We start from the raw sequence: 12,727 nt of genomic DNA on the forward strand, positions 1-12,727 counted from the left end.
GACGGATGATTAAAGAGCTTATGACAACGGATGTTTTGGTCGTTGGCAGCGGGATTGCCGGGCTTAAGGTAAGTATGGAACTGGCCAAAGCCGGACAAAGCATCATCATGTCGACAAAAACACAGCTTTGTTCCGGATCCAGTTTTTTCCCCTTAAAGGCCTCTTTAGGGACACAAGTGACGAAAAACGATGAAGACAAAGCCGTGTTTTTAGCGGATATAGATGCCGTCAGCCATGATATGCAAGACCGTGAGATGGCAAAAATCTATATTGACGAGATTCGGGACAGGGTTGAGGAGTTTCCCGAAATCGGAATAGAGCCTTATAAGCTTTCCGATGACCGGAAGGCCTGTTTTGCCAACCATGGCAGAACTATTTACATGCTGAAGGATTGGAATAAAATCAGGGAAAATGTTACCGAAATCATCGATCATTACCCTAATATTACCCTCATGGAGAGAACGGCAGTCATTTCCTTGGTAAAGCAGGATGGTAGAGTGGCAGGGGCGATTCTCTTAAACCGGGATAATGACTTTATCATGATTAATTGTAAAGCTGTTGTCCTTGCTTCCGGTGGATTTGGGAATATATATAAGCATAATTTGAACCCAAATGACGTCGATGGCTCGGGCCATATCCTGGCACTTGAAGCAGGTGCAAGCCTTGTTAATATGGAGTTTATTCAATTTATTCCGGGCTTTACATCGCCAAAATACAAGACATTATGGGGCGAGCACACGTTAAATTATTGCAAGGATTTTGTGGATGAGGAAGGAAACAGCATTTTAGATAGTGTGCTCCCAGAAGGCCTTTCTAAGGAAGAATGCTTTAAAATTCGCAGTACCCACGGTCCGTTTACAAATTCTCTGCCCTCCAAATATTTTGATATCGCGATGATGAAAGAAATTTTCAGAACGAAAAGCGAAGATGGTTTCGAGTTACTTTACGATCCTGAAATTTACAATAATAAAAGTGATTTCTATACGATTTATTTAAATTGGCTGGAAGACCGCGGCATAAACCTAACAAAGAATAAGATGAAAATTGCTCCGTTTGCTCATGCCAGCAATGGCGGCGTCAAAATTGACAGCTACGGTCGGACAGGCGTACCCGGGCTATATGCAATTGGAGAGCTGGCCGGCGGGATTGAGGGTGCCAACCGTTTGGGTGGGAATTCTACCGGAGCTTGCATGGTGTTTGGAAAACGAGCTGCCCAAAATTGCCTTGAATTTGCAGAAAGCATCGAGCGGCTAGAAATTAATCTACATCAGGTGACAGCACAGTTGAAACAGGGGATTCATGCCTTTTCAGCAGATTCACAAAGTGCTCTGACTCCACATGAAGTAATGGATGCGGTCAGGGAAATTATGTGGTTCCATGGCAACGTCATTCGTGATGAAAAAAATCTCCAGGCAGCCTTGAATAAAATCAAGGACTTGAAAGCATCTTTTAATATGGGGATTTTTACAAATAATATAAAAGAAAGAAAAAGCGCCTTTAAAGCAAGAAACTTCCTGATTCTTTCCGATCTGCTTCTGAAGGCAATGCTGGAAAGAAAGGAAAGCAGAGGCGCTCATTATCGGGAAGATTATCCTTTTGAAGATGAATTTTATAATAAAAGGTTGGTAATTTCGAGAATCAATGGAAGTCTTAAGCTGGATTTTGAGGTCAGATAATCTTTCCATAGGGTATTGAAAAAGCGGAGATTTTTTTCAAAAATAAAATAAATGAAGAAAATTATTTACAGCATTAAAATATTATGATATATTTTGCTTGTAAACGTTAACATTACTTTCACTCAGGTGGGGATATACATGAATTTAGAAAAGTTTAAAGGGATCATTCCCGCATTTTATGCCTGTTATGATGATGCAGGTGAAGTATCGGAAATAAGAACAAAAGACCTCTGCAACTATCTTTATGAAAAAGGGGTAAAGGGGCTTTATGTCGGCGGGAGCTCAGGAGAATGCATTTACCAAAATCTTGAGGAAAGAAAAGCAACCTTAAAATATGTTGCTGAAGCGGTCAAAGGGAAGCTGACATTAATAGCACATGTCGGCGCACCATCAACGCGGGAAAGCGTCGCCTTGGCTAAATACGCAGAAGAGCTTGGCTATGATGCACTATCTGCCATTCCGCCAATCTATTTTAAGCTTCCAGACAGCTCTGTTATTAAGTATTGGACAGAAATTATGGAATCTACTAAACTGCCGTTTATTATCTACAACATCCCGCAAACAACAGGATACAATCTTTCGCTGCCGGCCTTTAAAAAACTGATTGAAAATAAAAAGGTAATCGGCGTAAAGAATTCATCAATGCCGGTAATGGATATCGAACGTTTTAAGGCAGCGGCAGGAGAAGATTTTATTGTCTTCAATGGTCCTGATGAACAGTATGTTTCTGGCAGAGTAATTGGCGCTGACAGTGGAATCGGCGGTACGTATGCGGCAATGCCTGAATTGCTTTTAAAAGCGGAAGAGTTCGTGTCATCAGGGAATTTTGAACAAGCGAAAAATATTCAACGGGATATTAACGATATCATCATTGCCTTATGTTCTCTAAATGGCCATATGTACTCTACGATTAAGGAACTTCTAAAATTACGAGGGGTCAATGTTGGAAGTGTAAGAGGACCGCTTGAGCCTGTAACCGGCGAGGATTTGAACAAGGTTGAAGAAATCAAGAATATGATTGATCAAGCTATCCTTAAATACGGCAGGTAGAAGGATGAAAAGAAGAATAGTGTGCTTTGGTGACTCCAACACATGGGGCTATGATGTCAAAACATTGGGAAGATTCCCAGAAGGTATAAGGTGGACCAGCATTCTCGCCGACCTTTTGGGGGAAGAGTTTCAAGTGGTCGAAGAAGGACTTTCAGGCAGGACATCTGTAGTGGATGACCCCCTATTTGAAGGGCTAAATGGATACTCTTATATTCATCCATGTTTGATGAGTCATTCACCGCTAGAGCTAGTAATCATAATGCTTGGGACAAATGATACGAAAGAGAGGTTCCATTTAACTTCTTATAACATTGCCCAAGGCATAGCAAGACTCTCACAAAAGGCAAAAAGCACACCGGCTGGCGTCAAAGGGGCTTTCCCTGAAGTATTAGTCATTGCACCGCCCCCAATTGGCAAAGAGTACTACGAAACAGAAGTAGGAAAATCCATGGGAAAAGGCTGTGACACCAAATCAACGGAACTTTCTGCCCATTTGGAAGAATTGATGCGTATTCAAAAAACTGAATTTCTTGATACAAAAGGAATCGTTCCGATGAATCACATCGATTTTATGCATCTTGATGAGGAAGGACACAGGCTTCTTGCTAAGCTTGTCTTCAATAAAGTAAAAACTTATTTTTAAAGGGGAGAATTATATGTTCAAGAAGCGTTTTCTTGCAACCGCTTTATCCGGTGTACTTGCCCTTTCAGCATTAGCTGGATGTTCAGACAAAGAATCAAGCAAACCGGCCGAAGGTTCTAAAGACAAAAAGACAGTAGAATTATCCTTGATGTTAACACCGCAATGGAAGGGTGTTATGGATGCAACAGAACAGGGAGCCGACTATGATAGCTTCTTCAAGTATGCAGCAGAGAAATTTTCCAAGCAATATAAGGACTATAACGTAAAGGTTAAGGTTGAAGTTGTTGCCAGTGAACAACGGGACGAACTATTAAACGTTAAGTTAAACGGTGGCACCCCGCCAGATATCTTCTTTGAAAACACGTTTGCCATGGGAGACTATGCGCATCGCGGTGCTTTAGTTCCATTAAATGACATTGTCGATGATGCAGCCAAGAAAGATATTGATAAAAACTACTGGGATACAGTGACGTTTGGCAAGGACATTTATTTCTATCCATTCTCCCATATGCCAGGAACATTTGCTTACAATGCTGATATGTTAAAGGCAGCCGGGCTTGAAAAATATATCGGCGGAGAGAATGAAATTAAAACGTGGACTTTAGAAGAATATGAAACTATTTTAAATTCTCTTAAGAAGGATTTGCCAAAAGACAAATATCCAAATGCCTATCCAATGGGATTATATGCTCTTAACAACCAAGCGGATACTTGGAACCTAGCGTATTTAAGAATGTTTGGCAATCAGTTCTTTGATAAAAAGGGAAATATTGTCCTGGATGATGCTAAAGGTGTGAAAGCTGCAGAATGGTTAAAGAAAACCTATGATGCTGGTTTAACCAACCCTGGTGCCGAATCAGTTTCTTCTAACGACGTACTAGCTATGTTTAAGAACCAAAAGATTGCTATTGCTTTCACTAACTCAGTACTATTTAACAACACAAAAGCTGAAATGGAACAAGGCAAGGCTCCTAAGTTCGATATCAGACTTGCAAACATTCCGTCTGAAAGCGGCGACCCATTAACATTTACTTATGTATCAGGTGCTGCCGTATTTAACACACAAGATAAAACTAGAATTAAAGTAAGTAAGGATTTTGTAAAATTCTTCTCAACTGATCCTGAGCTAGTAAAAGCATCTAAAAATGGTGTTCCTGTTAGAACTTCAGTGGCAAATGAGTTCAAATCACAAAATCCATTATTCGCAGCATATGACAAAAACGCTCAGTATTTATTCAACTTTACAGGAAGCGTTCCTGGGTACAGTCAGTTAAGACAGGTATTATTCCCTGAACTGCAAGCCATCTATACTGGTCAAAAATCACCTGAACAAGCAATCAAAGATTATCAGAAGAATGGTAATCAAGTAATTAAAGATGCAAAAGAAAACTCAGTGATTAAATAACCTTCAGTGTTATAAATAAAAGCTTAAGCCCCGATATTGGGGCTTAAGTTTTAGAAAGGTTGAGGCTTCTTATGAATTTCAACAAGCATGCTTTAAAAGAGAATTTGACGGGATACCTGTTTATTGCTCCACAGCTTATACTCTTCTTGGTATTTCTCGTTTATCCAATTATTGAAGGAATTCGCTTAAGCTTATATCGGATTAATTATACGAATGAAGTTTTTGTTGGTTTTGAAAACTATCAAAAGTTATTTCAGAATCCGGTCTTTGTAAAATCAACTATAAATACTGTAGTATTTGTTATTTTTATCGTTGCATTAACTGTTATTTTTGCCCTATTCGTTTCTGCGGCTGTTTTTGATAAAAATGCGAAATATGTTTCTTTTATTAGAGGAAGCTATTACATCCCGGTAATGGTTTCAATGGTCGTCATGAGTATGGTTTGGAGCTTTTTGCTTAATCCAGCTAACGGTCTCATTCCTTATATTGCAAAACAGATGGAAATGTCATCAATCAATTTCTTGGGCAACCCTAAAACCGTATTGCCTGTCATCATTTTTGTAACCTTTGCAACTAACGTAGGTCAAGCGATCATACTTTATATAGCGTCGATGATTGGAGTTCCGAAGGATTTATTCGAGGCGGCAGAGGTTGATGGCGCCAGCCGGACGACGATTATCTTTAAGATCCTAATTCCAATGGTAAAGCCTACTACCATCTACATTATTATCATGAATATAATTGCAGTATTAAAAATATTCGTGGTCATCCAACTCTTAACGGGCGGCGGACCAAATAATGCTTCTACTACGCTTATGTATTTCTTATATAATAACGCGTTTAAGTTCAATCAACTTGGAATTGCTTCCGCTGTTGGTGTCATTATGTTCTTGATTACATTAGTGTTATCGATTCCACAATTAAGAGCAATGTTTAAGAAGGATTGAGGTGACTGAGCATGTTGAAAAATAAAAATAAAAGAAAAAGAGAAACGGTTGACGTAGTTGCAAACGTGATTATTCTTTTCTTCGCAATCCTAAACCTATTTCCGCTTTACTGGCTATTTACCAGCTCTTTAAAAAATAGTTCGGATGTAATCAAAATGCCGCCGGACTGGTTCCCAAAAACCATATCCTTCAACAATTATGTGGATGTGTTCCAAAACCAGCCGGCATTAAGATGGACATTTAATAGTATTTTTGTATCACTTATTTCAACCATTGCGGTTATCGTAGTCAGTTCGCTGGCTGCCTATGCTTTTTCAAAGCTGCATTTTAAAGGGAAAAATGTTATTTACATTATCTTTATCTCAAGCTTAATGATTCCAAAAGAGGTTATGATTGTTCCATTGTTCAGAATTATTCAAGACTTAGGTATGGTCAATTCGCTAAATGGCATGATTTGGCCAAACGTCGCAACCGCTTTTGGTGTATTCCTGCTAAAAGGATTCTTTGATTCGATACCTGACTCATTACGTGAGGCGGCCAGAATTGACGGTGCAGGTGAATTATATACCTTCTACAAAATTATTTTGCCAATTGTAAAACCGGGTATTGGTGCATTATTTATTCTAAACTTTGTTCAGGTATGGAACGATTACCTATGGCAGCTGGTGGTTGGCCAGAGTGAAGAATCGAAAACTTTAATGGTTGGTATTGCTTCATTAATGCAGGATCTAAATCCAAACTTTGCTTACAAGATGGCAGGAGCTACTGTTGCTGCAGTTCCAATGCTGTTAATCTTTATTTTCTTCCAAAAATACTTTACTAAAGGCTTAGCAATTGGGGCAGAAAAGGGATAAAATTCAACTTGGAGATGCTTTTAAATGGATAATAAGGATAAAATTTTTGAACAAGTTAAAGGTAAATTAATCGTTTCGTGTCAAGCTCTTCCAGAGGAGCCGCTGCACAGTCCATACATTATGGGGAGAATGGCGTATGCGGCCAAGCTTGGGGGAGCGTGCGGCATCCGCGCTAATAGTGTAGAAGATATTAAGGAAATCAAAAAAACGGTTGATTTGCCGATTATCGGAATTATTAAACAAGTTTACGATGGGTCTGATGTATTTATAACACCTACAATGGAAGAAATTGACCTTCTTTACCGTGAGGGTGTGGACATCATTGCTTTAGATGCTACAAAAAGAGTCCGACCAGATGGCACGACGATTGAAGAGGTCTTTCCTAAAATAAAAGAAAAGTATAAAGATCAACTCTTTATGGCCGATTGTTCTACTTATGAGGAAGGTATGACAGCCTATAAATTAGGCTTCGATTGTGTTGGTACCACCTTAAGTGGATATACAGAATATACAAAAGGAACGAGCCTGCCGGATACAGATTTAATAGGGAGCTTAGTTCGTGAACTGCCCATTCCGGTAATTGCTGAGGGAGGTATCTGGACACCTGAGCAATTAAAAACTGTTTTTGAGCTTGGGGTTCATACCGCGGTGGTTGGAACCGCCATTACAAGACCGATGGAAATTACCAAAAGATTTGTTCACGTTATTCAATAATGGAGAAAATTTTTTCCAACATGAATCCCCCGAGTTTCTCGCGGGATTCATGTCTTCTTAGGTAGATGCTGACGGGGAGTGGGAATTGTGGAAATATTAGCTGTCGATATTGGAGGGACATCCATCAAGTTAGGCCTCTCCGACGAAAAAGGTAATATGAAGGTATTTAGAGAATATGATTCGGAAGCTAAAAAAGGCGGGCCATATTTAGTAGAAAAACTGATTCAGATTATTTCAGAATTTGACGGTTTTGATGCTATTGGCATCAGCACGGCGGGACAGGTTAACAGCGAAGAAGGGTACATTATTTATGCCAATGATAATATTCCGAATTATACAGGAACGCATTTAAAAAAGATTTTTGAGGAAAAATTTAAAGTTCCTGTTGAAATAGAAAATGATGTAAATTCAGCTGCGTTAGGTGAAAAATATTTTGGTGCCGGCCGAGGATTTAATGATTTCCTTTGTTTGACATATGGAACAGGAATCGGCGGTGCCATAATTGCTGATTCCAAGGTATACAAGGGTCATAAAGGAATTGCAGCAGAATTTGGCCATATTATTACCCATCCCGCAGGGAATCCATGTAATTGCGGTGGAAGAGGCTGCTATGAAACATATGCTTCCACATCAGCATTAGTAAGAATGGCATTAGTGATTGACAAGGAATGTATAAATGGTAAGATTATTTTCGAAAAAATAAACCAAGGTGATCAACGGCTGTTGAAGGTTGTCGAATCTTGGGCACATGAAGCCGCGCTGGGGTTGGCTTCATTAATCCATATATTTAACCCTCCTGCTATTATTGTTGGCGGCGGGGTCATGGAACAGGAGTTTTTGGTTGAAAGGGTTTCTGCGAAAGTAAAAGAATTGATTATGGAGAGCTTTTCTGATGTGGAAATCATCAAAGCTTCTTTGGGAAATAAAGCGGGCATGCTAGGTGCCGTTTCACTTCATTTAACGAGCGGGAAATAGAAGGGGTGCTTTATGACAACGGTAGATATCTTTTCACTTATTCGGTCACGATATAATTCATTTACAAATACAGAAAAAAAGGTGGCGGATTACGTCCTCGAAAATATTAAGGATGTCATCTATATGTCGATTACGGACCTGGCTGACGCCTGCGATGTAGGCGAATCAAGCGTTTTTCGGTTTTGCAAAACTATGAATCTTAAGGGGTATCAAGAGTTTAAGATTGCATTAGCCCATAGCATTTCACAAGGTGAAGAAACACCGCAGATATCAGGTCAAATTACGATGCAGGATACAATTGGGGAGCTTGCCTCCAAGATTTTAACAACGAATGTAAGTGCCCTTACAGACACGTTTAACCTAATTAATGAGGACGATATATCAACAGCGATAGACTACATCATAGCTGCAGATAGAGTTCACTTTTTTGGAGTTGGCGCCTCTTTAATGACTGCGATGGAAGCTAAGAACAAGTTTATGAGGGTTACCAATAAAACAGAATGTTCCATTGATACTCACCTGCAAATAATGTCAGCTGCTTTGATGACGGATAATGATGTCGCTGTTCTGATCTCCTACTCCGGTTCAACAAAGGACACGATTGAAGTGGCAAGGGTGGTAAAAGAAAGAGGAGCAAAGATTATTGCGATAACTCGTTTTGCAAAATCCCCTTTAACAAGTTATGCAGATATTACCCTGCTTTGCGGAGCAAATGAGGGACCGCTTCAAGGCGGCAGCCTATCGGCCAAGCTTTCCCAGCTTTATTTGCTGGATTTGCTCTATGCTGAATATTTCAAAAGAACCTACAAAGAATCGACTGTTAATAAAGACAGTACAGCTAAAGCTGTCATTGAGAAAATGCTTTAATAGGAAGGCCTTCAAAAAACCATAAAGTGATGAAGCACTTATGTTTTTTTGGAGGCCTTTTATCATGTTTGCGGCTTGTGCTCTTTAATATTATGCAGATTTACGTCTTGAATGCTGGCTCCTACTTGAACTGCTTTTACAGTGGAATCCTGAATGACGACATCCCGAATCTCAACACCATCGGCCCCGTAATCTCCCCCAAACACTTTTATTCCGGCACCTGCAGTTTTAAAATTTTTAAATGAAACATTGTTTAGGGCAACATTTCTTGCCCGATATTGAATGGCAACGATTGGATTTCCTTTATAGTCATAGTCGGGATCGCCAATAAAAGTTACATGATTCAGCACCACATTCTTATAGGCGGAAACCACTAAACCACGCGGCGTGGATTCTTTATACAAATCTGTAAAAATAGGTGCGATGCTAGCCAGGTTTATCGCGAGAATATTATAGGCAGTCTGCGACTCCATGTCCGTGCTTTTGTGATGGCCGATATGCCGGAAGTTAAAGGACCGGTTATCGTTCAGGGAAATGTGTCCGACGATTTGCACGTTGGATGCCGCCGAAGAATTTTGATGCGCCTTGATTTCCACTCCTCCAAAGCACCTGGCCGTGGAATTATTGACGAGGAGGACATTCCTCGACCCATCATCCACCTCAATCCCATTCGAGTTTGAAAATCCTTTCTGGTGGGCGCGACCGCTCGGGTCGCACATATGTGAATTTGAAATCCAAATATAATCACTATGGTGGGTGGTGATTCCGTCATCACCAAAGCCATGCCCGTTTAAATTATCTAGCCAGACAAACTTGCTGCCTCCGCGGGCCCGAAAGCCATCTCCAGCATAATTGTACAGGGTGGAAGTAATATCAAAGCAATGGAGTCCAGGATTAATGGCTTCTACGTCCTTTACCCACCCATATGTTACATTTGCATAGGTTATGCAGCTGGAATGGTTCCCCCATGTACTTGTTTTGGCAGTATCGCCAAGTCTTCCGACATTCCAGTCCAGGCTAAGGCCTTGTACGAAGATATGGTGATTTCCTCGCCAATGGTTTGTGTTGGTTACAAGTCTCATCCCTTTTGGTGCAGAGTCGTGCATCCGGATGGTCGTAACCCCTTTACCTGCCCCAATAAGGCATGTCCATGATGGGATGCGAATTCCCTTTATGTTGTATACGCCTGGCGGGACGATGACTTTTACTCGGCCATTTCCAATTGCCTTTTTAAAAGCTGAAGTGTTATCAGTGAATCCGTCTCCAACTGCCCCGAAATCTTCGACATTGACTTCCAACTTTATGCACCCCATCAGCTTAGTAAATTCCTGATCCAAACTATCCTTCCAGTTAGGAATGACATTCCCTTCTGAATCAATAGAAAGTCTGGTTGGTTCTAAGCGTGCTGATGGTTTTGCTAGAAGCCGAAAAAGCCTTTCTATGATTCTTTGTTTAAAAGGAATTGAGGGATTTCTAGGATGGGAGGGGCTATTTTTTTTATAAAACGGCTGAAAAAGCTGTTCTGTTTCATTAAGGACCTTTTTAATGTCTAAGCGTCTTCCTGAAATTTGGGCAAGCAGCTCATTATTGCTGCGTGGATCATGATTTTTCTTTAAATATAACATCGTTGTTCACTCCAAGAATTGATGGCATGATATAAGTATTATAGCCCTTTTCCCTGCTGGCATGTCCTAAATAACCAATCCTGCTATTAATAATCCAACAGGGATAATGCTGACAACAAGCATTCTGGCAGTGCTTACCCTTCCGTATAAAACAATGGTTCCAAGTTGTTTATCCCAAGTGGCATATCCGTGATTCTTTAAATCTAAAAAGGAGAAAACAAAACAAAAAATATTGATGATGGGAACTCCAAGTCCCATTCCGGCGGCTGTTACAAAAATACTTCGTTTTAGTGCGGTTACAAAATTAATGGGTTCACCCGTAACCATTTTCATACGAGTGTTTAACAGAGACTTACCGAGCGTATTCCCAAAGACAGAGAGAATGGCCGCCTCTACTAGGATATAAAGGATTAGACAAATCATGAATATGGTAATGGCTGAGGATTCAACGATAAACTTCGGGGAAAAAATAGAAACAAAAGCTATAAGGAAAAATGTAAAGAGGGCAAGATCAAAGATCCTGGCTAGAAATCGCACGAAAGGTCTTCCGGTGGGATAGGTATCCTTTTTAATTTCCTCCCAAACTAAGGCATAATTTATTGAATCCTGTTCATCGGTAGACTGAAACACATTAAGGGTTTTAGCCATACACCAACTGTCCATATCTGAGGACAAAAGAAAGCTGTCCCCTGTTAAAACACCTTGTTCAAACAGTTTTTTCAATTCAAATAAGCCTATAGGACCCTGTTGTTGATGGTCACGAATATAAAACCAGACATTACGGTCAAGTATATCCATTTCATCATTCCTCCTTAATTAGGTAAATTATACCATGTTAATAAAAGGGTAATTTCGGAACATTTTTTGACAATTTTTAAATCAAGGGATAATTTCTTTGAAAGAAAAAATACTAACAAGTGTTCGGAGGTGGTTTCGATGGAACAAAAGGATTTTGAAAAAGTTTATGAACAATACAAGCAACAAGGAGAGCAGCAGGCCCAGGCTGAGGCAGGGGAAACTAATCCCGATGGGAAAGAAGAGTTTGTTGCTGTTAAGAAAAACGATGATGGAGACATCATTGCTTTTAAGACAAACACTGGCCGGGAACTGGATTATCTGCAGGCCTTGGATGAAGCAAAGTTAGGAAGAATCGCCCATATTGATGTTTTTCATAAATATGGGAGAGACATTATCCGAAGCGAACCAGATGGTATTAAAGAAAATAATCTAGATAATTTACCGGAGTTTTAATTTTAGAAAAACTGTGCAGAGAAGTTCCTGCGCAGTTTTTTACGTTCTTAAAGCTCCGAATAAACCGGTCACGATATGCGGAAAATCAGTATATACTTTAAAAAAGGAGCCATGTTAATGCATTGGTATGAAAAGTTGAATCAATACTTTCCGGTTCAGGAAATGAAGTCGCAGGAACATATGGAAACCCTGCTTCGGGAGCGGCCCAATATTTATCATAAGGATGAAGGACCCAATCATGTGTTGATGTATGCGGAATTTGATAATTTTGTCTTTATTGATTATCTGTTTGTTTCAAGCAATGCCCGGGGCCAGGGACTTGGACATAAGCTAATGGGAAAAATGAAGCAAAAGGGGAAGCCAATTATCCTCGAAGTGGAGCCGGTTAATTACAAGGACAGCGATACGGAAAAGAGACTGCGCTATTATAAGCGTGAAGGCTTTCAGCATGCGGAGTCAATTGGGTACGAGCGAAGATCCTTGGCAACAAATGAAGTAAATAAGATGGAAATACTCTATTGGGCGCCGCAACAAGAGTCGGAGGAAATGATTTTTGAAGCTATGAAAAAAACATATAATTTGATTCATACCTATAAGGATGAACATTTTTACGGGGAATCCTATCAGCCTGCTGATGAGGTGTTAACCTTTAATGAAGAACCAGATAGTCAAAATATATTGGATCATCTCGAAGAGTGAGCTTTACTTCTAATGTCTTTA

Annotated in this window: 13 protein-coding genes; 11 read left to right on the top strand and 2 right to left on the bottom strand. The window is 40.0% G+C overall.

The window, feature by feature from the left end; all coding sequences use genetic code 11:
* Positions 1-5: 5 nt before the first annotated feature.
* The 9 genes from KHB02_RS08410 (at position 6) to KHB02_RS08450 (ending at position 9,131) form a co-directional block, all read left to right on the top strand.
* Entirely contained in the window at positions 6-1,676 is a 1,671-nt protein-coding gene (locus tag KHB02_RS08410) for an FAD-binding protein (protein ID WP_213146473.1), read from the top strand.
* A 138-nt stretch (positions 1,677-1,814) separates the two neighbouring features.
* The gene (locus KHB02_RS08415; RefSeq protein WP_213146474.1) at positions 1,815-2,726 is read left to right on the top strand and encodes a dihydrodipicolinate synthase family protein; all 912 of its coding nucleotides are present in this window, start codon (positions 1,815-1,817) and stop codon (positions 2,724-2,726) included.
* Between the two features lie 4 nt (positions 2,727-2,730).
* Positions 2,731-3,369 carry an SGNH/GDSL hydrolase family protein gene (locus KHB02_RS08420; RefSeq protein WP_213146475.1) on the top strand — a complete coding sequence of 213 codons (639 nt, stop codon included), beginning with the start codon at positions 2,731-2,733 and terminating at the stop codon, positions 3,367-3,369.
* 13 nt (positions 3,370-3,382) lie between these two features.
* On the top strand, positions 3,383-4,774 hold the full coding sequence (locus KHB02_RS08425; protein WP_213146476.1) for an ABC transporter substrate-binding protein: 1,392 nt from the start codon (positions 3,383-3,385) through the stop codon (positions 4,772-4,774).
* Positions 4,775-4,845: 71 nt separating this feature from the next.
* Positions 4,846-5,721: a carbohydrate ABC transporter permease gene (locus KHB02_RS08430; protein ID WP_213146477.1), complete on the top strand. Its 876-nt coding sequence runs from the start codon at positions 4,846-4,848 to the stop codon at positions 5,719-5,721.
* Between the two features lie 11 nt (positions 5,722-5,732).
* On the top strand, positions 5,733-6,575 hold the full coding sequence (locus KHB02_RS08435) for a carbohydrate ABC transporter permease (RefSeq protein ID WP_213146478.1): 843 nt from the start codon (positions 5,733-5,735) through the stop codon (positions 6,573-6,575).
* A gap of 24 nt (positions 6,576-6,599) precedes the next feature.
* The gene (locus tag KHB02_RS08440; protein ID WP_213146479.1) at positions 6,600-7,289 is read left to right on the top strand and encodes an N-acetylmannosamine-6-phosphate 2-epimerase; all 690 of its coding nucleotides are present in this window, start codon (positions 6,600-6,602) and stop codon (positions 7,287-7,289) included.
* A gap of 87 nt (positions 7,290-7,376) precedes the next feature.
* Positions 7,377-8,264 carry an ROK family protein gene (locus tag KHB02_RS08445; RefSeq protein ID WP_213146480.1) on the top strand — a complete coding sequence of 296 codons (888 nt, stop codon included), beginning with the start codon at positions 7,377-7,379 and terminating at the stop codon, positions 8,262-8,264.
* Positions 8,265-8,276: 12 nt separating this feature from the next.
* Entirely contained in the window at positions 8,277-9,131 is an 855-nt protein-coding gene (locus KHB02_RS08450; RefSeq protein ID WP_213146481.1) for a MurR/RpiR family transcriptional regulator, read from the top strand.
* 62 nt (positions 9,132-9,193) lie between these two features.
* On the opposite strand, the gene KHB02_RS08455 is transcribed toward KHB02_RS08450, so the two are convergent.
* Both KHB02_RS08455 and KHB02_RS08460 read right to left on the bottom strand, forming a co-directional pair.
* Entirely contained in the window at positions 9,194-10,756 is a 1,563-nt protein-coding gene (locus tag KHB02_RS08455) for a glycosyl hydrolase family 28-related protein (protein WP_213146482.1), read from the bottom strand.
* A gap of 66 nt (positions 10,757-10,822) precedes the next feature.
* Complete coding sequence (locus KHB02_RS08460) at positions 10,823-11,554, bottom strand: RDD family protein (RefSeq protein WP_213146483.1); 732 nt, start codon at positions 11,552-11,554, stop codon at positions 10,823-10,825.
* Between the two features lie 138 nt (positions 11,555-11,692).
* Between KHB02_RS08460 and KHB02_RS08465 the strand changes: the two genes are divergently transcribed.
* Both KHB02_RS08465 and KHB02_RS08470 read left to right on the top strand, forming a co-directional pair.
* Positions 11,693-12,007 (top strand): DUF3892 domain-containing protein, encoded by a 315-nt coding sequence (locus KHB02_RS08465; protein WP_213146484.1) that lies wholly within the window; start codon positions 11,693-11,695, stop codon positions 12,005-12,007.
* Between the two features lie 117 nt (positions 12,008-12,124).
* A complete protein-coding gene (locus KHB02_RS08470; protein ID WP_213146485.1) occupies positions 12,125-12,706 on the top strand; it encodes a GNAT family N-acetyltransferase in 582 nt (193 codons plus the stop codon).
* Positions 12,707-12,727 lie beyond the last annotated feature (21 nt).

The sequence above is a fragment of the Neobacillus citreus genome, assembly GCF_018343545.2.
GTDB classification, from domain to species: domain Bacteria; phylum Bacillota; class Bacilli; order Bacillales; family Cytobacillaceae; genus Neobacillus; species Neobacillus citreus.

Excerpts from the sequence above, each read along its gene's own strand:
- KHB02_RS08430 (WP_213146477.1), top strand. The coding sequence starts at position 4,846 with ATGAATTTCAACAAGCATGCTTTAAAAGAGAATTTGACGGGATACCTG.
- KHB02_RS08455 (WP_213146482.1), bottom strand. The coding sequence starts at position 10,756 with ATGTTATATTTAAAGAAAAATCATGATCCACGCAGCAATAATGAGCTG.
- KHB02_RS08415 (WP_213146474.1), top strand. The coding sequence starts at position 1,815 with ATGAATTTAGAAAAGTTTAAAGGGATCATTCCCGCATTTTATGCCTGT.
- KHB02_RS08470 (WP_213146485.1), top strand. The coding sequence starts at position 12,125 with ATGCATTGGTATGAAAAGTTGAATCAATACTTTCCGGTTCAGGAAATG.
- KHB02_RS08450 (WP_213146481.1), top strand. The coding sequence starts at position 8,277 with ATGACAACGGTAGATATCTTTTCACTTATTCGGTCACGATATAATTCA.
- KHB02_RS08440 (WP_213146479.1), top strand. The coding sequence starts at position 6,600 with ATGGATAATAAGGATAAAATTTTTGAACAAGTTAAAGGTAAATTAATC.
- KHB02_RS08425 (WP_213146476.1), top strand. The coding sequence starts at position 3,383 with ATGTTCAAGAAGCGTTTTCTTGCAACCGCTTTATCCGGTGTACTTGCC.
- KHB02_RS08435 (WP_213146478.1), top strand. The coding sequence starts at position 5,733 with ATGTTGAAAAATAAAAATAAAAGAAAAAGAGAAACGGTTGACGTAGTT.
- KHB02_RS08410 (WP_213146473.1), top strand. The coding sequence starts at position 6 with ATGATTAAAGAGCTTATGACAACGGATGTTTTGGTCGTTGGCAGCGGG.
- KHB02_RS08420 (WP_213146475.1), top strand. The coding sequence starts at position 2,731 with ATGAAAAGAAGAATAGTGTGCTTTGGTGACTCCAACACATGGGGCTAT.
- KHB02_RS08460 (WP_213146483.1), bottom strand. The coding sequence starts at position 11,554 with ATGGATATACTTGACCGTAATGTCTGGTTTTATATTCGTGACCATCAA.
- KHB02_RS08465 (WP_213146484.1), top strand. The coding sequence starts at position 11,693 with ATGGAACAAAAGGATTTTGAAAAAGTTTATGAACAATACAAGCAACAA.